Consider the following 24,445-nt stretch of genomic DNA (forward strand, 5'->3'; position numbering starts at 1 on the left):
GCCGTCGACGCCGGCGTATCCGGGCGGGCGGCAATCATTGGGGAGAGGAAGGCGAAGCCCCCGCGAGGCTAGCCGCGGAGAACGGCGACCCGGCCGCCATGGCCGGGTCGCCTCAAGGCAGCGGCTAGGCGCTACCAGTGCCAGTGCGAGAGCTGGCCGTGATGGTCGTTGTCGTTGTCGTCTTGGCGCGACTGGATGTCCTGCGACCAGTTGCGGCCGCCGCCGCGGTTGTCGTCGTCATCGTGGCGCCCCCGGTTGCTTCCGAACCAGTTGCGACCGCCGCCCTGATCGTCGCCGTCGTCACGCTGCGCCCAGGCTTCCTGGAACCAGCCGCGACCGCCGCCGAGACTGCCCCAGCCATGGTGACCGCCCCAGCCTGACCAGTGGCCCGGATTCGACGGGGTTTCCACATCCGTCCCGCCCGTACCGGTATCGACCTCCGGTATGGTGATCACGTCCGGGTTCTCGGACGGATTCGAGACCGGCGTTTCCGATTGCGGCGTTTCGGGCTGGGCGGTGACCGGCGGGGTCTCGTTGCCGGGCTCAGAGGTTCCGGGCGTCGTGCCCTCCCCGGTCGCAGGTGTCGTCGGCGTCTCCTCGCTCGGAGTCGTCGGCTCGGCGGTTACCGGAGGCGTCTCTGTGATCGGCTCGGAGGTCACTGGAGGCGTCTCTGTGACCGGCTCGGAAGTCGCCGGCGGCGTGCCGCTCCCGTTCCCGCTCGATGGCGTCTCGACTTCGGGCGAGGTCCCGGTCAGCGCCGAACCGACCGAGTCGAACGGCACCGACTCGATGCCATGCGCCTGCGCCGCCGACCCCGAGACGAAGCCATAATTGCCGTTCGCCGCGTCAACGAAGCCCGCCTGACTCGTCTCGGCACTGCCGGAATCGCCGCCCTGACGCTGGAAGCTCGCCAGTGAGACGTCGGCGATGGTCAGCTCGCGGCCATCCGGGTTGTAGTAGACATTGTCGTGGATCAGGCTCGGATCGGTCTGGTCGGTATCGATCGTGTTGCTGCCGTCCTCCGAGACCTCAATGAAGTTGTTATAGGTCTGGTTGCCCGAGATCGGGTTGTCATCGGCAACGATCGTCGAGACACCGTACTTGCCATTGTCGAGCAGCGTGTTGTCATGGATGTCGTTGTTCGACCCGCCATGGATGAGGATGCCGCTGAACGTCGTCCCCTGGACGAAATTACCGTAGATCTGGGCATTGCTCGCCATATTGTCGAGATAGATGCCGGAGCTCCAGTCTTCAGCGAAGCCGCCATCCTTCGTGTTCGTTCCACCGGTGTCGACAATGGTGTTGTAGCGGATGACGCTGCCGTCCGCGCCGGAATCGTCGGACGAGAACAGGTAGATGGCGCCGGTGTCCGGCGTCTGCTGGCCGGAATGGCGGACATCGTTGTATTCGATGGTGTTTCCGCCCGACGGATTGCTCGGATCGTAGTTGATCTCCGAGATGCCGAAGCGCGGCACGTTCGTGATCGTGTTGTGATCAATCTGGTTGCCGGCCGACTCCTGCATGTCGATGGAGCCGTACTGGACGAACACCTCGTTCGAATGGTCGACGGTATTGTTCGTGATGCGGTTGTCGCTCGTTCCCGCCGTCATGGCGATGGCGCTCGACCAGGTGTGCTCGAAGCTGTTGCCCGAGACGAGGTTGCCGCTGCTGTCGCCGTGCAGAGCGACGCCGACGCCGACATTGGTGAAGTGGTTGCCCTCGACGACCAGCCCGGTCGCATCATGCGCCTCGATCGCCGCGGTGGTCGGGTCGCCCGACTTCGAGGCGGTGTCGGTGAACGTCATGCCCTTAAAGGAGACGTTGTCAGCGCCGTCGACAACGAAGATGCTGTGATCCCCGGAGACGACTCCGCCCTGGCCGGCGAAGCCGTCCGGAGCCTTGTAGGAGATGGTCTGCGTCGCGGCGTCGTAGGACCACTCGCCGACATTGTCCGGCGTGTCCTGCGAAACAAAATAGCGGCTCGCGGCGCCAAGATCGTAATTGGCCTCCGTCGTGAAGGTCATCACATTGCCCTGGACCGAGGCAACGGTCAGCACCTCGCTGGAATAGCCGTTCTCCGTGAAGACCGTGACCGTGTCGCCGGCCTTCGGTTCCTGGCCGGCCGGGTAATCCGACGGGTTGTACGCCATCGACTTCTGGGCGTCGTATCCTGCCGGGAGATCCTGCCCCCAGAGCCAGCCGCCATGAATCGGATCGTTCGGATCGACGTCGGGGTAGCGGCTTTCGGTCTGCTTCTCGCCGTTGACGGTGAACTGCTGGACATCCTCAGCATCGACATGCGCCGTCCAGATGCCGTTTGCGCCCTGGGTCCAGCCGGTCACTTGCGTGCCGCCGCTGATCACGACGTTCTCTCCGGACATCGCCACGAAGGACGAACCGGAATCAGCCGAGGTCAGCTGGAGAGCGTCATCTACATAATAGGTACCACCAGCGAGGTAGACCGTGTCTGCCCCATTGCTCTGGTGCATGGCTTCGACAGCCCGCTCCAACGTTTTGAAAGATGACGATGCATCAAGTCCTGTATTGTTATCGTTTCCGGTCGCCGACACATAAATTGTGGCCATAAAGGGGCTCCTTTTTTGGCTGGAACACGTTAAGTGATCGCTGCCTAGATACCCTTGAGGCCTGATTCGGCGCTACCCGACCCGATGAATCCTTACTCCGAAGGATTAGTACAAACGGACTAATCGTCTTGTTTTGGCACAATATATCAATGGATTGTTTCTTGGCCGCGCTTCGCCCACCCTGTTGATGGATCGGCCTGATCGGCCCCGAAGCATCGATTTGCTCCGCTGATGGAGCCCTCAAATGGCCTTATTCTCGAAACCAGAAGGCGAAATCAGCGCCTAAGTCAACGCCGTCTGGTCCGGCTTGGTTCCAGCGTCCGCATGACAGACGGTCAGATGGTGGTCGCAGAACTGGGTGCTGGCAGCGAGGCGATCGACATAAGCCCGGAACGCGGCCAGGGTCGCGACCGGACGCTGGCAGCCGTCGCAGATGACCAGCGCCTCGGCCGACAGGTCGCTGGGCAAGTGCACGGCGGGTGATCCGCAGTGCTGGCAGCTGAACCCGCCTCCCCGCGACGGCGAAGCCGCCCGGAGATCCGGAGCCGCCAGCAGCGCGGCATAGCGATGCGAGCGCCTGCTCATGCCGAGGCCTGATAGAAGGATTTGTAGTTGCGATAGACCTGCCCGCGATCGGACACGTCGTAGCGGCCCTGCTCCTCGAGGTCGACGCCGTTGAGCACGACGCCCGCGACGTCCAGACCGAGCTTGCCGAGATGGTCGAGCGTCGCGGAGACGGTGCTCTTCAGCGTGTCGTTCCATTTGACGACGTGCAGCACGGTATCGGCGTGCTCTCGCAGCAAGGCGCTGTCGGCCGAGAGCAGAACGGGCGCGACCTCGAACAGGATGACATCGTAGCGCGCCCGCGCCTCCCGCAGCATCGCCTCGAAAGCCGGATTCGAATAGACGTTCTGGCTGTCGCGCAGGCCGGAGGCACGCCGAACCGTGGCGACCGGGCTCGCGCCCGGACCGCCTGCATCGCCGACCTGCGGCAGACACTGGTCGAGCAGCGCCTCGTGCGGGAAGTTCTGGCCGAGCAACAGGCGGCGGGGCGAGCCGTCCACCACCAGGACCCGCTGACCCATCATCGCGAGCACGCGCGCCATGGCAGAGGCGACGAAGGATTTGCCTTCGCCGGGCGCCGAAGAGGTGATCAACACGAATTTCGGCGGATTACTGGCGGGAAACAGCTCGGCCACCATCGACCGCACGGCCTCGGCGAAGACCAGGCTCTCCAGCCCACCCGGATAATGCTCGAGATTCGGGAGAAGGCCGACGCAGTTGGTTCGTGTCTCGGCTGCGAACTCATTCTCGCTGCGATAGCCGCGATCCCGCTTCTCCAGCAGGTAGGAGAGCCCGGCCCCAGCCGCCAGCCCGCCCATCATTGCGAGCCCGAGCACGAGCGACGGCTTGGCCGAACTCGGCAACGAGGGGACGTCGGCCGGCGCGACGATCTGAGCGATGATGGGCCGCAGCTCGCTCACGGCGCTGGCCTGCTGATGGGCATCGGACAATTGCTTCAGGCGGTCGCGCGCCGCCGTCGCTTCGGCCTGCAGGGTGCGCAGCTGGCCCTCCAGCCCCCTCGCCTCGATCGACTTGGTCTGCAATGCTGCGACGCGCTCGTGCAAAGCGGCCTCGGCAGCGCGGGCAGCCTGGACGTCGGTCTCGATATTGGCGACCGACTGCGTCAATTGCTTCTGCAGCCGCTCCTGCACGGCCGCCAGCGACAAGCGCAGCCGTTGAACGGCAGGGTGACGCTCACCAGACACCGCGACCATCTCGTCGAGAGCCCGGCGGGCCTTACCCTCCTCGTCCAGCAACTGCTGAACGACCGGCGAGCTGCCGAGATCGCTCGTCTGCGGGATGTTGCCGGCGGCGAGCGAGACCTGCGCACGCTGAAGCCGGGTCTCCTCTGCAAGCCGCGTCGCGGACGTCGTGTTGAGCTGGGTCAGCATGTCACGCAGCTGTTGCTGCTGGATGTCGGCGCCGTCCTGCCCGAGTTCGACGAAGCCGGTCCTGACACGGAAGGCCTCGATCTCCTTCTCGATCCTTCCGAGATTGGCACGCGCCTCCTGTGCCTGCGCGCCATACCATTGGCTCGAGCGCTGCGAGGCATTCGTGGTCGCTTCCATCTTGCGGCGCAGATACTCGTTGCCGAAGGCGTTCACGATCAGCGCCGCACGGTCGGGGTCGGTATCGCGATAGGTCAGCGTGACGAGATAGGCCTTGGTGTCGTTGCTCACGCCAAGCGATGCGAGCAGCCGTTGGGCAGCCATATCGCGCGGTGTCGGCTCGGACGCGTCACCAAAGCCCGTAAGGTCGCGCAACGTCCTGCGCACAGACGAGGGAAATATCAGTTCGGCCGCCCCCGCAAGCAGCCCGGTAGACTGCGTTCTCGTCTCTTTGTCGAGCCCAAGGCGCGAAGCGACGGCGCGTGCCGTGGCGAGCGAACGGATGATCCTCGCCTCGCTTTCGACGAGCGTGGAGGCGTCGAGCGCCACGCTGCTGGCCTTGCCGCCGCCGCCGCTGTCCTCCCGGGTGAAATCGAACTGCAGCACCAGATCGGCGGTATAGCGCTGGGGCGTCACCATCAGATACAGCGCCGCCGTCAGCATGACCCCACAGGTGACGGCGAGGATCAGCAGCCGCCTCCTCCAGAACATGGTGAGGATATCGAAGGTCACCGCATCATAGTGCTTGGCGAGCGTGGCCGGGACGCGGGGGGCTCGCATGTCGTTGAAGAGATCCATCGTCCCGTGCCTCGTCTACTGATTGCCCCGAGATGCCGATCAAAGCTGGCGGCGTTCCGTGGAGAACTGGCTCCGGCGGAAGCCGTCTGCGCGCTATTTCGCCCCTCGCCCGCGGAGAACGGCCGGAAGGGTCTGCAGCAGCACGTAGAAGTCCAGCCAGAACGACCAGTTGTGGATGTAGAAGCTGTCCTGCCGCTTCTGGACGACGAGATCGCCCTCGCTCCGATCCGTGACCTGCCAGAGACCGGTCAATCCCGGCGGTACGCTGGTCCGCAGCGCCTGGAAGGCGGTGTCGAAGCATTGATTGTGATAGGCCGGGAACGGCCGCGGCCCGACGATGCTCATCTCGCCGCGCAGGACGTTCCAGAGCTGCGGCAACTCGTCGAGACTGGAGCGGCGAATGAACTGCCCGACCCTCGGCAGGATCCGCGGGTCGTTCGACAGCTTGAAGAAGCGCTCCCATTCCTGCCGCGCGGCGCTGTCGGCTTCGAGGTGCGCGGCGAGCCTCGCCTCGGCGTCGGCATACATGCTGCGAAGCTTGTAGACCTTGAAGACGTGGCCATTCCGGCCGATCCGTGGCTGGGAATAGAAGGCAGGCCCGTTGTCGACCGCCTTCACCGCAAGCGCGAGGACAGCGACCACCGGCAGGGCCAAGAGGCCGAGTGGAATCGCGACGACGAGATCGAGCGCCCGTTTCAGACGCAGGTTGCGCGGCATGTGGATGGCGCTGCGCAGCTCGAGCCCAAGCAGCCCGCCCATGGCCCGCAACTGCGGATTCAAGACCTGGAGCGTCGAGGCATCGTGGACGACGAAGATCTGGCGCAATGGCAGACGCGCCAGCCAGTCGGCCTTCTCGACGTGCAAGTCGCCCGATGCGCACAGGGCGACCTCGATCCCCGGCGAGATGATATTGGCCTGGCCGCGGGTGATCACCGGAAGATCCGCCGCCTCCGAAGCATCGGAGAACGCATCTCCCTCGTCGTCGGTGAGGATGGCGACCGGTTTCAGGCCGAGTTCCGGCCGCAGGGCCAGATCGCGCGCCAGGGCCATGCATGCCGCCATCGTGCCGTAGAGCACGGTCTGTGCAGTCCACAGGTCGCGCCGCAGCAGCGCGCCCCGGACAAGTGCCTCGACATAATAGCCGAGCAGGACCGTCAATCCCGCGCCGGCAATCACGAAGCCCCAGAGATGACTGGTCGGATCATCGACCGCCAGCCAGACGAGCACCACGCCAGCGGCGACGACGTTGCCGAGCGTGCGCCGGCGCAGGCGGTCGACCGGCTCGGCTCGATCCGATCCATACAGCCCGAAACCGCCCAGTGCGCCGCATAGCGCCAAGGCCCAGACCAGGACCAGGCTCGCCATGTTGGTGTCGGTATCCGACACTGCCATGGCAGCGCCGAGCTGGAGGAGGCCCGTCACAATCGTCAGCGTGACGAGGTCTCCGACCAACAGAGCGGCGGCGACCAGCCGCCGCCGCTGTGCCGGAGTGACATTGGTGCCGAGCTGCCGGCCCGGCTTTGCCATGCCGACCGAAGTGGACACGACAGTCGTGACTACATCCGGCATGGCAAGCTCCCGCGATCCCGCTCGGCTAGATGGAAGGTTGAGCGCGCTACTGCGCCGCGATCGTGGAGATGGTCTCGGTCATCGCCTCGCGATCGGCCCTGGCCTTCACTTCGCCCGAAATCCAGGCATAGGTCGGGGTCAGCCCCTGCCTGAGATGGATCGAGGGCTCCCAGCCGAGCACCTCGCGCAAACGATTGTTGTCGCTGTTGCGGCCGCGCACGCCCTGCGGACGGCTGGTGTCGTGGCGCTTGTGAATCGTCTTTCCGGAGATCTCGGCGATGATGTCGACCAGGCCGTTGACGTCCACGAGCTCGTCCGTGCCGAGATTGAGCGGCCCGGAATAATCCGAACGCATGATCCGGTAGATGCCCTCGACACAGTCGTCGATATACATGAAGGAGCGAGTCTGCTTGCCGTCGCCCCAGACCTCGATGGCATCGCCCGATTTAGCCAGGGCGACCTTGCGGCAGATGGCAGCCGGCGCCTTCTCCTTGCCGCCATCCCAGGTGCCGAGCGGCCCGTAGACATTATGGAAACGGACCAGCCTCGTCTGGAAACCGTAGTCTTCCGTGAAGTATTCGCACAGCTTCTCGGTGTAGAGCTTCTCCAGCCCGTAGCCCGGCTCGGGATCGGCAGGGAATGCATCGTCCTCCTTCAGCGGCACCACCGAGGGGACGTCCTGGAGATGCTGCGGATAGACACAAGCCGAGGAGGAGAACAGGAAACGCTGGACCTTCGCGTCGAACGCCGCCTTCAGCATCTGCGCGCTGATCATCGTATTGTTGAAGGTGATCGAGGCGTGCGCACCGGAGATGTAACCGATTCCGCCCATGTCGGCGGCGAGGTTGTAGACCTCGTCCATGCCGTGGACAGCCTCGCGGCAATCGTCCATCTCGCGCAGGTCCAGAAGGCGGAATTCATCCGCGGAGCTGGCTTGGTACTCCGGATCTTTGATATCGACCCCTCGGACCCAATAGCCTCGATCCTTGAGGTAATTGACAAGATGGAAGCCGATAAAGCCACCAGCGCCCGTAACCAGCACAGATTTCTTGGACATTACTTCACCCCACTGAGATTGGAATTCAGCGATAGCGTTTTTATCTTTTTAAATCAGGTGGTTAAACCGAACTATACCCCTTTTGAGACGACCTATCTCTTGGGACTAGCCGCAAGTGCGGCCTTCTGCCGGAGGAGCTGCAGGCTGGCACCAACCATGAACTGCGGCACGATCTTGCCGTAGCGGCGCCAGAGCCGCCGCGGCTCCGACAGCAACCTGAACAGCCATTCGAGCCCGCGCTTCTGCATCCAGGCCGGCGCCTGGCGCTTGGTGCCGGCGAGGAAATCGAAGGCGGCGCCGACGCCGATCATGACCGGCGCCTCGATCCGGCCGAGATGCCCGGCCATCCAGTATTCCTGCTTCGGTGTGCTGAGCCCGACCCAGACGATGTCCGGCCGGGCCGCATTGATCATGCGCACGACCTCCTCGTCCTCTTCGGCCGAGGCTGGCCGGAACGGTGGCGAGAAGGTGCCGGCCACGGCGAGATCCGGAAAGCGCTCCGTAAGACGCTCGCGCAGGCGCTCGGCGAGGCCGGGGGCACCACCGAAGTAGTATTGGCGATAGCCCTTTTCGGCCGACAGCGCCGTGAGGCGCTCCATCAGTTCCGGGCCATAGACGCGCTCGGTATGGCCATGTCCGAGCTTGCGGGCCATCCAGACCAGCGGCATGCCGTCAGGCGTCGCCATTCCGGCGCGCTCATGGATCGCCATGAGCCTGGGATCCGACTGGCTCTCGATCACGCCATGCACGCCGGTGATGCAGACGTAATTGTGCGCCTTCCGGTCGATCCAGCTCTCGACCGTGCGCAGGGCATCCGCCATGGTGATGGCGCTGACGTTCACGCCCATGATGCGGGCCCGGGGAAGCGGAGCTTCGGACGCCATCAGCCCGCCCTCGCGACCTCGACCCGCCGCACGGGGTCGTGCATCGCCGACAGCACGCCATCGAAATAGGCGATCGTCCGCTCGAGCCCTTCCTGCAGCGGCACCTTCGGCGCCCAGTGCAGCAGCTCCTGCGCCTTGCTGATGTCGGGGCAGCGCTGGCGCGGATCGTCCTGCGGCAGCGGCCGATAGACGATCTGCGAGCGCGAGCCGGTCAAGGTGACGATCAGCTCGGCGATCTCGGCCATTGAGGTCTCGACCGGATTGCCGAGATTGACTGCGCTGTCCAGCTTCTGGGTCACGTTCATCAGGCGCATCAGCCCCTCGACCAGGTCGTCGACGAAACAGAAGGCGCGGGTCTGACGGCCGTCGCCATAGAGCGTGATCGGCTCGTTGCGCAGCGCCTGGACGATGAAGTTGGAGACGACGCGGCCGTCCTCGAGATTCATCCGCGGCCCATAGGTGTTGAAGATGCGGGCGATGCGGATCTCGACGCCGTGGCGCCGCTTGTAGTCGTAGAAGAGCGTCTCGGCGCAGCGCTTGCCCTCATCATAGCAGGCGCGCGGCCCACTGATGCTGACGAGGCCGCGATAGTCCTCGACCTGCGGGTGGACGTCGGGATCGCCATAGATCTCGCTGGTCGAGGCCTGCAGGATCGGGATGCCGAGGCGCTTGGCCATGCCCAGCATGTTGATCGCGCCGAGCACGCTGGTCTTCGTCGTCTGCACGGGATCGCGCTGGTAGTGCACGGGCGAGGCTGGGCAGGCGAGATTGTAGATCTCGTCGACCTCGAGATAGAGCGGGAAGGTCACGTCGTGCCGCAGCGCTTCGAAATTGGGCAGGCCGAGCAGCGCGCTCAAATTCTCGCGGCGCCCCGTATAGTAGTTGTCGACCGCCAGGACCTGGTGCCCCTCGGCGACCAGGCGCTCACAGAGATGACAGCCGAGGAAGCCGGCGCCGCCTGTGACGAGAATACGCTTCTGCATGTCTGAGCTCCGCCGGATCGTGCACGGAAGGGAGCCGAAAGCTTTGTCGCAAGCGCCGCATTCGCAAAGGGCGCTTTGGGAGGTGAGCGCCCCCGCGGCATCAAGGAAGGGCTACTTCCCTCGCGACGCGAAATGGCGCCCCGACACGAGGACCGCAGCCACGTTCGACAATGGGATTAATCCGGTGGCGACGCCCCTTGGCCCGAATGCCAATGCGGAAAACCGGCCCGGTCCTGACATCCTGCCCGGCATTGCAGCGCCAAACTTCAGGCAGGACGGTCGGAGCTGGCCTTGGACGCGTCAAATCACCCTTCGAACTCTCGCCCCATCTCTGTAGCCCGGACGCTTGCCGTTCGGTCCGGACGCCTCCCGCTCTGGCCGCTTGCCCTGGCATTGATCGCCTCGGCCTTCCTTCTGATCTCGATGGCGTCGGCCGCGGAGCGCGATGCCGCCGACACGCTCTCGATCGGCGACAAGGTCACGATCTCGGTCTTCGGCCAGACGGATCTCTCAGGAGACTTCGTCCTGGACGGCTCGGGGGCGGTCAACATGCCTCTGGCCGGGCGGATCAGGATCGCCGGGCTCACGGCGCTGGAAGCGGAGGCGCGGATCCGCAGCGCGCTGATGGACGGTTATCTCCGCGACGCCGTGGTCAGCCTGCGGGTCGCCGAGCTCAAGCCGGTCTACATCATGGGCGAGGTGCGCTCGCCGGGAACCTATCCGTTCCGGCACGGTCTCAACGTCCTGGGAGCGGTGGCGCTAGCCGGCGGCTACCGCGTCGGCGATGAATCGCTTGCCGTCCTCAAATCCGAGCTCCTCCTCGCCGACGAGCGCGAAAATCTGCTCCACACCTCTCTCCAGACCCTGATGGCAAGGCGCATGCGGCTGGAAGCCGAGCGCGATGGCGTGAAGCAGCTCGTGCCCGATGCGCGAAGCGCCGGCAGCGTCCAGATCCTGGCCGGAGAGCAGGAGATCCTCGACTTCCAGCGCCGGGCACGCGAGGGCGAGCGCGACTTGCTGAGCCAGCAGGTCGCGCGTCTCCAATCCGAAAAGGCCGCTCTGACCGAGCAGGCCCGACTGGTCGAGCGGCAGGTCGAGCTGACGCGCGAGCAGTCGAGCGAATACAATAAGCTGGCGACGACCGGCCATGGCTTGCGTACCGTCCAGGTCGAGCGCGAGCGCGACTATGCCCGCACGCAAGGCGAAGCCGCGCGCCTGCGGGCGGAGCTGGCCAAGAGCGAAACGGCGCTCGGCGAGCTGACGCTGCGGCTACGCGAACTCGACACGACCTATATGCGCCGCGTCGTGCTCGAGCTGCAGGAAACCAGACAGAAGATCCTCGAAGTCGAGCGCAGCCTCCCGGTCGCGCGCGAGATCGCCGAAAGCCGGCGGCGCAGGCTGGTCGCGAGCCAGGGGTCGAGCGCGGCGGCAGATTGGGACATCCAGATCACGCGCCAGGCCGGCCTCACGCCGGTGACGATCCAGGCGAAGTTCGAAACCACTCTGCAGCCGGGCGACATTGTCCAGGTCGCCCCGAAGGCGCGCTCAATCGAGGGCGGCCTCCCCGGAGAAGCGGCAAAGACACCGATGCGCTCGCTGACGGGCCTTGCCAGCCAGCAATGATCGCCGCGCAGCTCCAGCGGAAAGGGTTCCCCCACATGCCTGCGAAGATACGTCCGATCATCATGTGCGGCGGCGCCGGGACGCGGCTGTGGCCGACCTCGCGCAACTCCCTTCCCAAGCAGTTCGCCATGCTGCTCGGCGAGCGCTCCACCTTCCAGGACACGGTCCTGCGCCTGCGCAACAAACTGTTCGACCCACCGCTCGTCCTGACCAACCACAGCCACCGCGTCCTGGCCGAAAAGCAGCTGGCGGAGATCAACGCCGAGGCCGAGATCGTGCTCGAGCCTGAGCGACGTGATTCCGGTCCCGCCATCCTCGCAGGCTGCCTGATCGCGGAAGGCCAGCAGGCGAACAGCGCCGTCCTCGTCGTCGCCTCCGACCATATCGTGACCAACCGCGCCGCCTTCCGCCACGCCGTCGCCAGCGGCCTGCCCGCCGCCCGCGCCGGGCGGCTCGTCACCTTTGGAATCCCGGCGCAACACGCATGCACGGATTATGGCTGGATCGAGCCAGGAATGATGCTCGAAGGAGAGGCGCGATGCGTCGATTGCTTCACCGAAAAACCTGACGGGGGTCGCGCCGCTGACTATCTGCGCCGAGGCTGGTTATGGAACTCCGGCAATTTCCTGTTCGGTGCGCGCAACCTGATCGAGGAGTACCGCGCCTTCGAGCCGGCGACGGTAAGCGCGGTCGAAGCAGCCGTCGCCGGTGGGAGCGACGAGGGCGGCGCCTTCGCGCTGGCGCTGGACGGCTTCGCCAGGGCGCAGAAGCGTTCGATCGACTTCGCCGTCATGGAACGCACTGACCGGGCGGCCGTGGTTGCGATGTCGTGTGGCTGGTCCGACATCGGGAGCTGGGATGCTCTTTGGGCCCTGAGCGATCATGACGGCAGCGGCAATGCTCGCCGCGGCAATGTCGAGCTGGTCGACGCGCATAACTGCCTGGTCTCGACCGATGGGCCGATGACCTCCGTCCTCGGTGTCGAGGATCTGATCGTGGTCGCGAACCGCGACGCGGTGCTGGTCGCCGATCGCAACCGCGCGGCCGAGGTCAAGCAGGTCGTCGAGCTCCTGCGCAGCAAGGGCTGCAGCCAGGCCGAGACGCATGCGAGCGTCCACTGCTCCTGGGGCTCCTATCAGATCGTCGATGCCGGCGATGGCTTCCAGGTGAAGCGCATGGTCGTCGCGCCGAAGGGGCTCCTGGTGCTGCAGAAGCATCGTTTCCGTTCGGAACATTGGGTCGTCGTGCGCGGCACCGCCACCGTGACGGTCGACGAGACCGTCGGTCGTTTCGGCAGGAACGAGCATATTTTCATCCCGCTCGGCGCTGCGCACCGGCTGGAGAACGGTGGCACCGAGCCGCTCGAGCTCATCGAAATCCAGAACGGCAGCTATTTCGGCGAGGACGATGCCATTCGCATCGACGAGGTTCGACAGCACATCTGAAGGCGATGCCGGGAACCGGGCGGAACGGGGAGCGAGGCGCTCCGCCGGCCAAGACGGAGGGGCCCTTGACGAGCTCGGAGAAACATACCCGAGACGATGGCAGCAGCGCACGCATCTCGCCCTCGCTCCCGGCGATCCGGCATTCTGCCTTCGCGAAGCATTGGCTCGCTGTCGACGAGGGAGGCGCGGAGCTGACCAAGGCAGTATTCGGTGCGCCCGCCCGGCGAGCGCTGCCGCGGCCTGCCCCGAACGAGACGCCAATGTCCCGGCCCTCGACGCCCTCTTCGGCCAGCGCGCCCGCCGCCCCGACCCGTTTGCGGGCGACGATGGCCCTCCTGCTGCTCGCCCTGGCCGTACTCTTCGCGCAACCCGCTGCGAGGCTGCTAGGGTTCGCAGCGCGGCCGGAAGCCTCTGGCACAGTCGAAACCTCGCGGCCCAGCAAGACCAGCCCGATCAAGCCAAACGCCCGCCCCCAGGCGAAACGCGCCGGCGAGGCCTGAGCGATGTCCATCATCGCCAGCCTGAAGCAGACTCTGCGCCTGACGGCCCGCCCGGCCTCGGCCAGCTGGCCGGGCGTCGTCGAGCTGCGCCAGAGACTTTACGAAGCCCGCTTTCGCGCCGGCAGATATCACTGCGGCTACAGCGGCAAGTACTCCGGCTTCGATGCTGCCGAGCGCGCGCTGCCGACCGGCCTTTCCGGCTTCGACCATGACGCGATGGCGGACATCGACCATTACACCACCATGGCCGGCGGCATCGAGCCGATGCCGGCGACCGAATATCCGGTCCTGTTCTGGCTGCGCGGCGCGCTCGACGAAGGCGCCCGGACGCTGCTCGATCTGGGCGGCTATGTCGGGCACGCGTTCCGCCAGTACGACCATTACCTCGCCTTTCCGGACGAGTTCCGCTGGACCGCCTTCGACCTTCCACACATCACCCGGGCCGGGCAGGCGCTCGCCGCGCAGCAGCCCACACCGCGCCTGTGCTTCACCAATACGGTCGACGACGGCTGCGGCATGGACATCCTGCTCGCGGCAGGCTCGCTGCAATACCTGCCCGAACACTACCTGCACGAACGGCTGAATGCCTGGCAGAAGCGCCCGCGGCACCTGATCGTCCAGCGCAGGCCGCTCCATGCACAGCACTCCTTCGCGACGATCCAGTCCGTGATCACCCGCACCGGACAGGTTTCGTTCTGCCCCTATAGCGTTCCGGCGCGCACCGGCTTCATCGACGGCCTGGTCGCGCTCGGCTACGAACTCGTGGATTCCTGGGAGAAGCCTCGCAGCCTTGACGTGCCCTTCCATCCGGAGTGCCATGTCGAGACCTATTCGGGGCTCTACTTCCGGCTGAGGCCCTGACGCCCGCGCACCGCGATTCACCAGCATCTCCAGCCCTTTCGGGCATGCCCCGCTCGGCTGGGCGCAGCGAGTGCCGGTCATCTGCGCGCGCTGCGCGGCAATTCTGGCGAGATGGCGTTACTCCACCTGCTCCAATTTTGTCGCGCGGTCTTGGCGCATAGCCTTTCCTGCATGACACAGACGATCGACAGGAAAACCGCCCGCCCGGCTTCGCGTCGTAGCCGGCCTCGGGCGTCCGCCGCTCCCGACTTCGCTGGAGCCGCCCGCTCGCAAATCCCCCGGCGAGAGATGCCACGAACCGCACCATCTGCGCCAACGACCCTGGTCGATCTCTTCGCCGCACAGGTCGCCACCCAGCCGCGCGCCGTCGCGCTCTCCCTGGGGCCCGCCCACCTCTCCTATGCCGAACTCGACGAACGCGCCGAGCGACTGGCGGAGCAGCTGACAGCGATGGGCGCTGGCCCGGGCGCGATCGTCGGGCTCTGCCTGCCGCGTTCGCTCGACCTGATCGTCGCACTGGTCGCGATCCTGAAGAGCGGCGCCGCCTATCTGCCGCTCGACCCGGCCTATCCGGGCGAGCGGCTCGCCTTCATGGTCGAAGATGCCGACGCCGCGATCATCATCACGTCCGGCCATGCCGACTGGCTGCCGCCCGGCCGGCAGCGGCTCCATCCACATCAGCCGTTCGAGGCGGATGCGCTCCACAACCCGCCGGCGCGACGCGCAGCGGCGGCCGGCGACCTCGCCTATGTGATCTACACCTCCGGCTCGACCGGCAAGCCGAAGGGCGTCGCCATCGAGCACGCCGCGGTCACACGCCTCTTCAGCGCTACACAGGGCTGGTTCGGCTTCCGGTCCAGCGACATCTGGACCTTGTTCCATTCCGTCTCGTTCGACTTCTCGGTCTGGGAGATCTGGGGGGCGCTGCTCCACGGCGGGCGTCTCGTGATCGTGCCGGAGAGCACGACACGGGACCCCGCCGCTTTTTTGCGGCTGCTCGCCGACGAAGGCGTCACGGTGCTCAACCAGACACCATCCGCCTTCGCCGCCCTCGACCGTGCCGATCACGACCGCGGCGGGCGCGATCGACTTTCGCTACGACTCGTCATCTTCGGCGGCGAGGCCCTGGACCCGCGCCGCCTCGCGGGCTGGTACCAGCGCCGCGGCGAGCACACGCATCTCGTCAACATGTACGGGATCACGGAAACGACGGTGCATGTCACCTATCGCCCCCTGTCCCCGGCCGAAACCGAGCAGAGATCGAGCCTGATCGGGCGACCGATCCCGGATCTCGAACTCCTGCTGCTCGACGCCGAGACCATGCATCCGGTACCGCGAGGCGAGATCGGGGAGATATTCGTCGCGGGAGCCGGGCTCGCCCGCGGCTACCTGAACCGGCCTGAGCTCAACGCCGCACGCTTCGTGCCGCATCCGGAAAGGCCCGGTGCCCGGCTCTATCGCTCAGGCGATCTCGCCCGCCAGGTCGACAGCGACGATTACGAATATCTCGGCCGGGCCGACCAGCAGGTAAAGATCCGCGGCTTCCGCGTCGAGCTCGGCGAGATCGAGACGGCGCTGATGTCACATCCCGGCATCAGGCAGGCCGCGGTGCTGCTCCGCTGCGATGACGGGCACGAACGGCTCGTCGGCTATCTCGTCGCGGGCGGCACCGAACGCCCCTCGCCTGCGGCGCTGAAGGCCCATCTCAGCGAGACCCTGCCGGAGCATATGGTGCCGGCAGCCTTCGTCTTCGTGCCCGATATCCCGCTGACCGTGAACGGCAAGCTCGACCGTGCTGCGCTGCCGGCGCCCGGCCGCGCGCGGCCGGAAACTGCCGCACCCTATGCTGCGCCCCACACCACGCAGGAGCGGCGGTTTGCGGACGCCGTCGCTGATGTCTTCCAGATCGATATCGTCGGCATCGACGACAATTTCTTCGATCTCGGCGGCAATTCCCTGCTCGTCGCCGAACTCCATAGACGCCTCGTCCGGGACCTGCCTTGGTTCGCCCTGGTCGACCTCTACCGCTACCCGAATGTGCGGGCGCTGGCCGGCCATCTGACGCCGCAAAAGCCCGGCGTGCTCGGCAGCCTCGCCGCGGCGCGCGAGCGCGGACTGCGCTCGCGCGGCCTGCCGGCATCCTTCCCCGACGGCGCGTCGATAGGCGGCTCGCATGACTGATCCCCTTCCCGAGCGCGCCATCGCGATCATTGGCATGGCCGGTCGCTTTCCCGGCGCGCCGAGCGTCGGCACGCTTTGGCAGAACCTGCTGAATGGCGTGGAATCCATCACCACCTTCGCTCCCGCCGAGCTCGAGGATGGCTTCGACGCGGCGACGCGCGCCTTCCCGAACTTTGTTCGAGCCAAGCCAGTGCTCGACGGCGTCGACCAATTCGATGCCCCCTTCTTCGGCATGCTGCCGCGCGAGGCCGCGCTCACCGATCCACAGCAGCGCGTACTGCTGGAATGCGCCTGGGAAGCACTCGAGGATGCCGGCTACGATCCGGCCGTGCCCGGCCAGTGCATCGGTGTCTTCGCCGGCGCCACCGCCAGCACCTATCTGCTGCAGAACCTGCTGCACGACCGCTCGGCGATAGCCGACTACACCTCGGGCTTCCAGGTCGGTAACCTGCCGCTGCTGGTCGGTTCGGCCGCTGATTTCACCGCGACGCGCATCGGCTACAAGCTCGGCCTGACCGGCCCTTGCGTCGCCGTCCAATCGGCCTGCTCGACCTCGCTGCTCGCAGTCGCCCAGGCGGTACAGAACCTGCTCTGCCATGGCTGCGACATGGCGCTGGCGGGTGGCGTCTCGATCACCTTCCCGCAGCGGCGCGGCTATCTCGCCCAGGAAGGCGGCATGGTCTCGACGGACGGCCATTGCCGCCCCTTCGACGCCGGCGCCAACGGCACGGTGTTCGGCAACGGCGCCGGGCTCGTCGTCCTGAAGCGGCTGGAGGATGCCGTTGCCGATCGCGACCAGATCTACGCCGTCATCCGCGGCGTCGGCGTCAACAATGACGGGGCCGGCAAGGTCGGCTTCACGGCGCCGAGCGTCGACGGCCAGGCCGCGGCAATCGCCATGGCTCACGCCGCCGCCGACGTCGATGCACGTTCGATCGGCTATGTCGAATGCCACGGCACTGGCACACCGATGGGCGACCCGATCGAGGTCGCAGGCCTGACCGCCGCCTTCCGCCTGACGACCGAGGATCGCGGCTTCTGCGCGCTCGGCTCGGTCAAATCCAACATCGGCCATCTCGACGCTGCGGCCGGCGTCACCGGGCTGATCAAGGCGTCGCTCGCAGTGAACAGCGGAGTGCTGCCGGCGAGCCTGCACGTGGCGCAGCCGAATCCGGCCCTCGAACTGCCCGACAGCCCGTTCTTCATCGCCGATCACAAGCAGGAATGGTCCGGACAGGACGCTCCACGCCGCGCCGGCGTCAGCGCCTTCGGGGTCGGCGGAACCAATGTCCATCTCGTGCTGGAACAGGCACCTGCGAGCAAAACCTCGGCACCGGCCCGCCGCAACCAGCTCCTGACGCTCTCGGCCCGCAGCACCAAGGCGCTTGGCGAAGCGCGGGACAGGCTCGCGGAGCATCTCGAAGCCCGGCCGGAGCAGAACCTAGCCGACATCGCCTTCACCTTGCAGGCGGGGCGACGGCCCTTCCCGCACCGTCTCGCCGTGGTCGCCAGCGATCATGCCGAAGCCGTTGCCGCTCTGCGCAAGCAGAACGCCGAGCGCGTCACCGCGGTGACGGCGGCTGGCGATCTCGTCTTCATGTTCCCCGGCCAGGGCTCGCAATACCCGCAGATGGCACGCGAGCTCTATGCAAGCGAGCCGGTCTTCCGCCGGACGGTCGATCTGTGCTGCGAGGTGCTGAAACCCGAGCTCGGGCTCGATCTGCGCAGCCTGCTCTATCCGAGCAATGGCGGCGATCCGCAGCGGCTGTCGGCGACGCTGCTCGCGCAACCGGCGATCTTCACGGTCGAATATGCGCTGGCCCAGCTTCTGATGAGCTGGGGTTTGCAGCCCTCCGCCATGATCGGCCACAGCGTCGGCGAGTTCGCCGCCGCCTGCATCGCCGGCGTCTTCTCGCTGGAGGACGCCCTCTCGCTCGTCGCCAGGCGCGGCCGCATGATGCAGGAGTTGCCCGGCGGCGCCATGCTGGCCGTGCGCCTGCCCGATGCCGAAGTCGCGGCGCTGGCACGAGGCGGCGTCAGCGTGGCAGCGATCAACGCGCCCGGCATGAGCGTGCTCGCCGGGCCATTCGAGGCGATCGAGGCGGTAGAAGCGGAGCTCGCGCAGCGCGGGGCGACGCATCGCCGCCTGCAGACCTCGCACGCCTTCCACTCCGGGATGATCGACCCGCTGATCGAGCCCTTCACCGAAGCGGTTGCGGCCATCCGTCTCAAGGCGCCGGAGCTGCCCTATATCTCCGGCGTGACCGGCGACTGGGTCAGCGCCGAACAGACCACCGACCCCGCCTATTGGGCGCGGCATGCGCGCGAGCCCGTGCGTTTTGCCGACGGCATCGCCACGCTGGCGCGCAGCCTTTCGCCCATCCTGCTCGAAGTGGGACCCGGCGCCGCACTGGCGAGTTTCGCGTTGCAAGGTGCTGGTGCGGGCCGGGCCGCCATCTCCTGCCTGCCCGATGCGCAGGGCGATGCCGAAGCTATGCTCGCCGCCGCAATCGGACGCCTCTGGAGCGCCGGCGTCACGCCGGACTGGTCGGCTTATCAGGCCGGCGGCAAGCCACGCCGCGTCGCGCTCCCGACCTACCCGTTCGAACGCAGCCGGCACTGGGTCGACGCACCAGTTGCCTCGGCCGCCACCTCTGTAGCCGCGCCTGCGGCCGCCCCCGTTCAACCTCTTCCCACTCAACCCGAGCAGGAACCGGCCATGGCTCCCCAAGCTGACACCGACATCCCCCTGGGCCGTTCGGAGCTCGGCAGCCGGGTCGCAGCGATCTTCGAGAACCTCTCGGGGCGCTCGTTCGGCGCCGACGAGACGGGCGCAAGCTTCCTCGAGCTCGGCTTCGACTCGCTCTTGCTGACGCAGGCCGCGCAAGGTCTGCAGACGGCCTTCGGCATCCAGATCCGCTTCCGCCAGTTGCTCGACGATCTGCCGAGCGTCGACGACGTCACCCGCCACATCGCCGAGCTTTGCCCGCAGGAAGTGGCGAAGCCGGCCGCGATCGTTCAGGCGGCACCGATCGCTCCTGCGCCCACCGCGCCAGCACCCGTCACGACCGTTCCCGCAGTCAGCATCGCCCAGCCGGTCGGCTCAGGCCTGGACGCGCTGATGCGCGAGCAGCTCGACGCGATGTCGCGCCTGATGGAGCGCCAGCTCCAGGCCATGAGCGGCCAGACTGCAGCGCCGGTCATCGCAACCGCAGCGCCGACCCTAAAGTCATCGCCTGCCCCGCAGCCGCAGCCCGTGCAGCCACAGCCTGCGCCAGCCCCCCAGGCCACGGCGAGCAACGCCACCACCGGTTCGACGGCACGCTTCAAGCCGCTGATCCGCACGGGCAACGAAAGCCTCACCGAGGCCCAGCGCGCCCACATCGCCCGGCTGACCAAGCTCTATGTCGGCAAGACCGCGACCTCGAAGCAGCTCGCCGACCAGCACCGCCCGGTCCTGGCCGACCCGCGCACCGTCTCCGGCTTCGCAGCCGACTGGAAGGAGATGGTCTATCCGATCGTCTCCGCCCGGGCGAAGGGCGCCCGGATCTGGGATGTCGACGGCAATGTCTATATCGACCTCGTCAACGGCTACGGGCAGACCGCCTTCGGCCATGCGCCCGATTTCGTCGTCGAGGCGGTCCAGGCCCAACTGACCGACGGCTTCGCCATCGGGCCGCAATCGCCACTCGCGCACGAGGCCTCGAAGCTGTTCTGCGAATTGACCGGCCATGCCCGCGTCGCCTTCTGCAACACCGGCTCCGAAGCGGTGATGGCGGCGATGCGCGTCGCCCGCACCGTCACCGGCCGCGACCGGATCGTAGCGTTCTCAGGCGCTTATCACGGCCAGTTCGACGAAGTTCTGGTCCGCGGCGTCGGCGAGCAGCACCGGTCCGTGCCCGCAGCTCCCGGCATTCCGGCGGAGGCCGTCGGGCGCATGACCGTGCTGGACTACGGTACCGATGAGAGCCTCGCCTGGCTCCGCGAGCATGCGCATGAGCTCGCCGCGGTCCTGGTCGAACCGGTCCAAAGCCGCCGGCCGGGGTATCTGCCCGTCGCCTTCCTCAAGGAACTGCGCGCCATTACGGAGAAGGCCGGCGCGGCGCTGGTCCTCGACGAGGTCGTCACCGGCTTCCGTGTCCATCCGGCCGGCGTGCAGGCGCTGCTCGGCATCAAGCCGGACCTCGCCACCTATGGCAAAGTCGTCGGCGGTGGCCTGCCGGTCGGCCTCTTGGCGGGCACGCCGCGCTTCATGGACGCGCTCGACGGCGGCGCCTGGCGCTTCGGCGACGACAGCGTGCCCGAGGTCGGCGTCACCTTCTTCGCCGGCACCTTCGTCCGACACCCGCTGGCGCTGGCGGCAACGGTCGCGGTGCTCCGGCACATCAAGGAGAAGGGGCCGGCGCTGACCGAAGCGCTGACGCAGCGCATGCAAGGTCTCGTCGAGGCGCTGCGGCGCGCCTTCGCGAGAGTCGGCTGGGACGTGCCTATCGAGAGCTATGGCAGCGTCGCCTATTTCGAACCCGGCCGCGACCACCGGCTCGGCAGCCTGCTACACTACCATCTGCGGGCCCGCGGCATCTTCATCCAGGAGCACTATCCCTGCTTCCTGACGACCCAGCATGGCGATGCCGAGATCGCGGCGATCATCGCCGCCTTCGAGGACAGCCTCGACGTGATGCGCCGGGACGGCATGCTGCCCGGAACGGCCGCCGAGAGCCTCCCGCCGGATACGCCCGCTGCGCCATCGGAGATCGAGCTTCCACTGACCGAGGCCCAGACCGAGATCTGGCTGTCGGATCAGACCGGCCCAGAAGCCAGCGCCGCCTTCAACGAATCCGTCAGCCTGACACTCGACGGCGACATCGATGCACTGCGCCTTGCCGAGACCGTCAGGCAGGTCGCGGCGAGGCACGCGATCCTTCATGCGCGGTTCTCCGCAGATGGCGAGACGATGCAGCTCCCGCCCTCGGGGATGTTCCCCGTCGCGATCAGCGACCTACGCAGCGAGCCCGACCCGCAGGCCGCTCTCCAGGCAAGGATCGAGGCCTATGCCAGCCGCCCCTATGACCTCGTGCAGGGACCGGTGGCCGAAGCCGAGATCATTCGGCTCGCCGAGCAGAAGCATGTGCTGATCCTGTCGGCGCATCACATCGTCTGCGATGGCTGGTCGACCAACATCCTGCTCGACGAGATCGCCACGGCTTATCGCTCCGGCGTCGACGGGCTGCCGGCAGCGTTGCCCTTCGCGGACTATGCCACGGCAACCCGTGAGGACCCGCGCACGGAAGAGGCCGCGGCCTACTGGGCCGGCATGTTCGCAGAGCTTCCCGCCCCGCTCGAACTGCCGACCGACCGGCCACGGCAGGCGCCGCGCAGCTTCAATGGCGGCACGCGCACGAGCTTCATCGAGGCTGAGCTCTACCGCAAGGTGAAGGCAGCGGGCGCGCAGCGCCGACGCACGCTCTTCGCCACGCTCTTTGCCGCCTTCCAGGTGCTGCTGCTGCGGCTATCGAGCCAGCGCGACCTCGTCATCGGCGTTCCCGCCGCCGGGCAGTCTTTGCTCGAAGGGCCCTCGCCCGTCGGCCATTGCGTCAATTTCCTGCCGATCCGCGGCGGGATCGATCCGGCCGAGCCGTTTTCGACCCATCTCGACAAAATTGGGCGTACCGTCCTCGACGCCTATGACCATCAGAGCTTCACGCTCGGTGCACTGCTGAAGCGGCTACGCGTCCCGCCGGTGTCCGGGCGGCTGCCGCTTGTCGAAGTGCAGTTCAATCTCGAACGGCTGGCCGGCAATCTCGACTTCGGCCCAGGAGTCAAAGCGAGTGCCGAGCCGAACCCGAAAGCCTTCTCGACCTTCGATCTCTACTTCAACATCGGCGAATCCGAGGATGGCTTGCGGATCGACTGCTGCTACGGCGCCGATATTTTCGACGCGGCGACGATCGATCGTTGGCTCGGCCACTATCGCACGCTGCTCGCCGCCTTCGTCGCCAATCCCGAGATGGTCATCGCGGCGATGCCGCTGATCGAGGGCGAGGAGCGCCAACGGCTCGTCTCCGAGATCAACGACACGCAGGTCGCGCTGCACAGCGAAGACGGTACGATCCAGGCTTTCGAACGCCAGGTCCAGCAGCAGCCTGAGGCGATCGCCGTCTCATGCGGCGACCAGCAGCTCTCCTATGCCGCGCTCAACGCCTGGGCCGACCGGATCGCGGCCGAGCTGACGGCGCGCGTCGACGCCCCCGAAAGCCGCGTCGGCCTGCTGATCGAACGCTCGCCGGCACTGGTCGCCGGCATGCTGGGCGCGCTCAAGGCCGGCTTCCCCTATGTGCCGCTCGATCCTGTGATGCCGAAGGCGCGCATCCAGCGGATCCTGCGCGATTCCGAAGCTGTCGCCCTGCTGACCGCGGGCCCGCTCGACCCGGCCATCGTCGAGCCGGATGAGAGTGTCATGCTGATCGATGTCGACCAGACCACGGCGAACCTCGCCGGGATCAGGACGGCGGCGATCACGCCTGACCAGCTCGCCTATGTGATCTACACCTCCGGCTCGACCGGCGCGCCAAAGGGCGTCGAGGTCACCGATGGCGGGCTGTCGAACCTTTTGTTCGCGATGGCGCGCGAGCCCGGCTTCTCCAGCTCCGACACGATGCTCGCCATCACGACGGTGACCTTCGACATCGCGGCGCTGGAATTGCTGCTGCCGCTGATCCAGGGCGGCCGCGTCGCGATCGCGACCGCGGACGAAGCAAGGGACGGCGCCGAGCTGCTGGCGCGGCTGCAGCAGAGCGAAGCGAGCGTGCTGCAGGCGACGCCGATGACCTGGCGCCTGCTGCTCGAAGCCGGCTTCCGGTCGCAGCCGGGCCTGCGCATGCTCTGCGGCGGCGAAGCCCTGCCGCTCGACCTCGCACGCAAGCTGCTCGAAGGCGGCGGCGAACTCTGGAACATGTACGGGCCGACCGAGACCACGATCTGGTCCTCCGTCGCCCGCATCCAGCCGGAGGACGAGGTCGTCACGATCGGCCTGCCGATCGCCAACACGCAGTTCTACGTCGTCGACGGCAACAACGAGCCTGTCGGCATCGGCATCCCCGGCGAACTCCTGATCGGCGGTGCCGGCCTGGCGCGAGGCTATGCCAATAATCCAAAGCTCACTGCGAAGAGCTTCATCGACAATCCGATCGACCCCGGCACGAGCGCGAAGGCCTACCGTACCGGCGACCGCGCCAAATATCTCCCCGACGGACGTATCGTGCATCTCGGGCGGCTCGACCATCAGGTGAAGCTACGTGGTTTCCGGATCGAGCCTGGCGAGATCGAGGCCGTTCTTGCCCGCAAGACCGGCATCGTCTCGGCCGTGATCCTGCGCGAGGACATGCCCGGCGAGCCGCGGCTGGTCTGCTACTATGTCACTGGAACGGAAAGCCCGCCGCCGAGCGAATTGCGGGCCGCGCTGGCGCAGGAGCTACCGGACTACATGGTTCCGACCGCCTGGGTCGGCCTGCCGGCCCTGCCGCTGAACCAGAGCGGCAAGCTCGACCGCGCCGCGCTGCCGGCGCCGGACGCCCAGAGCGCGGCGCCCAAGCCTGACAAGGCAGCCGACAAGGCCAAGCCGCGAACGCCCGTCGAAGAGACGCTGATCCGCATCTGGAGCGAGGTGCTGCGGCGCGAGGATATCGATGTCGACGACGACCTGTTCGATCTCGGCGCCGATTCCCTCAGCATCTTCCAGATCACCAGCCGTGCTCGCCGCGAAGGCCTCAAGGTCGCCGCCCGGGACTTTTTCCGGAATCGGACGATCGCGGCCGTCGCGGCAGCGCTTCCCGATGGGGCCGTCCCTGAAACGCCTGCCCCGGCCGCGACGTTCTGGAAGCGGCCCTGGCGACGCCAGCGCGATGGGGAACAACAGGGCGAGCCGAGTGCCATCTCGCAGCGCGAGAGAAGGTGAACGAGCCATGGCGAACCAGTTCACGCGCGAACCTGAACCGCAACTTCGCGAGC

The 24,445-nt window shown here is 66.8% G+C and carries 13 protein-coding genes; 6 read left to right on the forward strand and 7 right to left on the reverse strand.

Annotated features, from left to right (window positions below):
* Positions 1–131: 131 nt before the first annotated feature.
* The 7 genes from AC07O0_RS09000 to AC07O0_RS09030 all read right to left on the reverse strand — a co-directional run bounded on the left by AC07O0_RS09000 (position 132) and on the right by AC07O0_RS09030 (position 9,828).
* Positions 132–2,489 carry a right-handed parallel beta-helix repeat-containing protein gene (locus AC07O0_RS09000; RefSeq protein ID WP_494622065.1) on the reverse strand — a complete coding sequence of 786 codons (2,358 nt, stop codon included), beginning with the start codon at positions 2,487–2,489 and terminating at the stop codon, positions 132–134.
* 378 nt (positions 2,490–2,867) lie between these two features.
* Positions 2,868–3,059 (reverse strand): hypothetical protein, encoded by a 192-nt coding sequence (locus AC07O0_RS09005; RefSeq protein WP_494622067.1) that lies wholly within the window; start codon positions 3,057–3,059, stop codon positions 2,868–2,870.
* A 107-nt stretch (positions 3,060–3,166) separates the two neighbouring features.
* Entirely contained in the window at positions 3,167–5,335 is a 2,169-nt protein-coding gene (locus AC07O0_RS09010) for a GumC family protein (protein ID WP_494622069.1), read from the reverse strand.
* Between the two features lie 93 nt (positions 5,336–5,428).
* Complete coding sequence (locus tag AC07O0_RS09015; RefSeq protein ID WP_494622071.1) at positions 5,429–6,904, reverse strand: exopolysaccharide biosynthesis polyprenyl glycosylphosphotransferase; 1,476 nt, start codon at positions 6,902–6,904, stop codon at positions 5,429–5,431.
* 46 nt (positions 6,905–6,950) lie between these two features.
* Positions 6,951–7,961, reverse strand: a complete 1,011-nt coding sequence (locus AC07O0_RS09020) for an NAD-dependent epimerase/dehydratase family protein (protein WP_494622073.1) — start codon at positions 7,959–7,961, stop codon at positions 6,951–6,953.
* A gap of 92 nt (positions 7,962–8,053) precedes the next feature.
* A complete protein-coding gene (locus tag AC07O0_RS09025) occupies positions 8,054–8,845 on the reverse strand; it encodes a WecB/TagA/CpsF family glycosyltransferase (RefSeq protein WP_494622075.1) in 792 nt (263 codons plus the stop codon).
* Positions 8,845–9,828, reverse strand: a complete 984-nt coding sequence (locus AC07O0_RS09030; protein WP_494622077.1) for a UDP-glucuronic acid decarboxylase family protein — start codon at positions 9,826–9,828, stop codon at positions 8,845–8,847. The genes AC07O0_RS09025 and AC07O0_RS09030 overlap by 1 nt, the downstream gene beginning before the upstream one ends.
* Before the next feature lie 423 nt (positions 9,829–10,251).
* On the opposite strand from AC07O0_RS09030, the gene AC07O0_RS09035 reads away from it, so the two are divergent.
* The 6 genes from AC07O0_RS09035 to AC07O0_RS09060 all read left to right on the forward strand — a co-directional run bounded on the left by AC07O0_RS09035 (position 10,252) and on the right by AC07O0_RS09060 (position 24,392).
* The gene (locus AC07O0_RS09035) at positions 10,252–11,451 is read left to right on the forward strand and encodes a polysaccharide biosynthesis/export family protein (RefSeq protein ID WP_494622079.1); all 1,200 of its coding nucleotides are present in this window, start codon (positions 10,252–10,254) and stop codon (positions 11,449–11,451) included.
* A gap of 35 nt (positions 11,452–11,486) precedes the next feature.
* Positions 11,487–12,896 (forward strand): mannose-1-phosphate guanylyltransferase/mannose-6-phosphate isomerase, encoded by a 1,410-nt coding sequence (locus AC07O0_RS09040; protein WP_494622081.1) that lies wholly within the window; start codon positions 11,487–11,489, stop codon positions 12,894–12,896.
* Positions 12,897–13,156: 260 nt separating this feature from the next.
* Positions 13,157–13,396 carry a hypothetical protein gene (locus AC07O0_RS09045; RefSeq protein WP_494622083.1) on the forward strand — a complete coding sequence of 80 codons (240 nt, stop codon included), beginning with the start codon at positions 13,157–13,159 and terminating at the stop codon, positions 13,394–13,396.
* Between the two features lie 3 nt (positions 13,397–13,399).
* The gene (locus AC07O0_RS09050; protein ID WP_494622085.1) at positions 13,400–14,257 is read left to right on the forward strand and encodes a methyltransferase, TIGR04325 family; all 858 of its coding nucleotides are present in this window, start codon (positions 13,400–13,402) and stop codon (positions 14,255–14,257) included.
* A 288-nt stretch (positions 14,258–14,545) separates the two neighbouring features.
* Entirely contained in the window at positions 14,546–16,438 is a 1,893-nt protein-coding gene (locus AC07O0_RS09055; protein WP_494622087.1) for an amino acid adenylation domain-containing protein, read from the forward strand.
* A complete protein-coding gene (locus AC07O0_RS09060) occupies positions 16,431–24,392 on the forward strand; it encodes a hybrid non-ribosomal peptide synthetase/type I polyketide synthase (protein WP_494622089.1) in 7,962 nt (2,653 codons plus the stop codon). The genes AC07O0_RS09055 and AC07O0_RS09060 overlap by 8 nt, the downstream gene beginning before the upstream one ends.
* The last annotated feature ends 53 nt before the right edge of the window (positions 24,393–24,445 follow it).

Source organism: Allobosea sp. GW821-FHT10B12, assembly GCF_059415545.1.

Excerpts from the sequence above, each read along its gene's own strand:
- AC07O0_RS09035 (WP_494622079.1), top strand. The coding sequence starts at position 10,252 with ATGGCGTCGGCCGCGGAGCGCGATGCCGCCGACACGCTCTCGATCGGC.
- AC07O0_RS09015 (WP_494622071.1), bottom strand. The coding sequence starts at position 6,904 with ATGCCGGATGTAGTCACGACTGTCGTGTCCACTTCGGTCGGCATGGCA.
- AC07O0_RS09025 (WP_494622075.1), bottom strand. The coding sequence starts at position 8,845 with ATGGCGTCCGAAGCTCCGCTTCCCCGGGCCCGCATCATGGGCGTGAAC.
- AC07O0_RS09010 (WP_494622069.1), bottom strand. The coding sequence starts at position 5,335 with ATGGATCTCTTCAACGACATGCGAGCCCCCCGCGTCCCGGCCACGCTC.
- AC07O0_RS09000 (WP_494622065.1), bottom strand. The coding sequence starts at position 2,489 with ATGCACCAGAGCAATGGGGCAGACACGGTCTACCTCGCTGGTGGTACC.
- AC07O0_RS09045 (WP_494622083.1), top strand. The coding sequence starts at position 13,157 with ATGTCCCGGCCCTCGACGCCCTCTTCGGCCAGCGCGCCCGCCGCCCCG.
- AC07O0_RS09040 (WP_494622081.1), top strand. The coding sequence starts at position 11,487 with ATGCCTGCGAAGATACGTCCGATCATCATGTGCGGCGGCGCCGGGACG.
- AC07O0_RS09055 (WP_494622087.1), top strand. The coding sequence starts at position 14,546 with ATGCCACGAACCGCACCATCTGCGCCAACGACCCTGGTCGATCTCTTC.
- AC07O0_RS09050 (WP_494622085.1), top strand. The coding sequence starts at position 13,400 with ATGTCCATCATCGCCAGCCTGAAGCAGACTCTGCGCCTGACGGCCCGC.
- AC07O0_RS09030 (WP_494622077.1), bottom strand. The coding sequence starts at position 9,828 with ATGCAGAAGCGTATTCTCGTCACAGGCGGCGCCGGCTTCCTCGGCTGT.
- AC07O0_RS09060 (WP_494622089.1), top strand. The coding sequence starts at position 16,431 with ATGACTGATCCCCTTCCCGAGCGCGCCATCGCGATCATTGGCATGGCC.
- AC07O0_RS09020 (WP_494622073.1), bottom strand. The coding sequence starts at position 7,961 with ATGTCCAAGAAATCTGTGCTGGTTACGGGCGCTGGTGGCTTTATCGGC.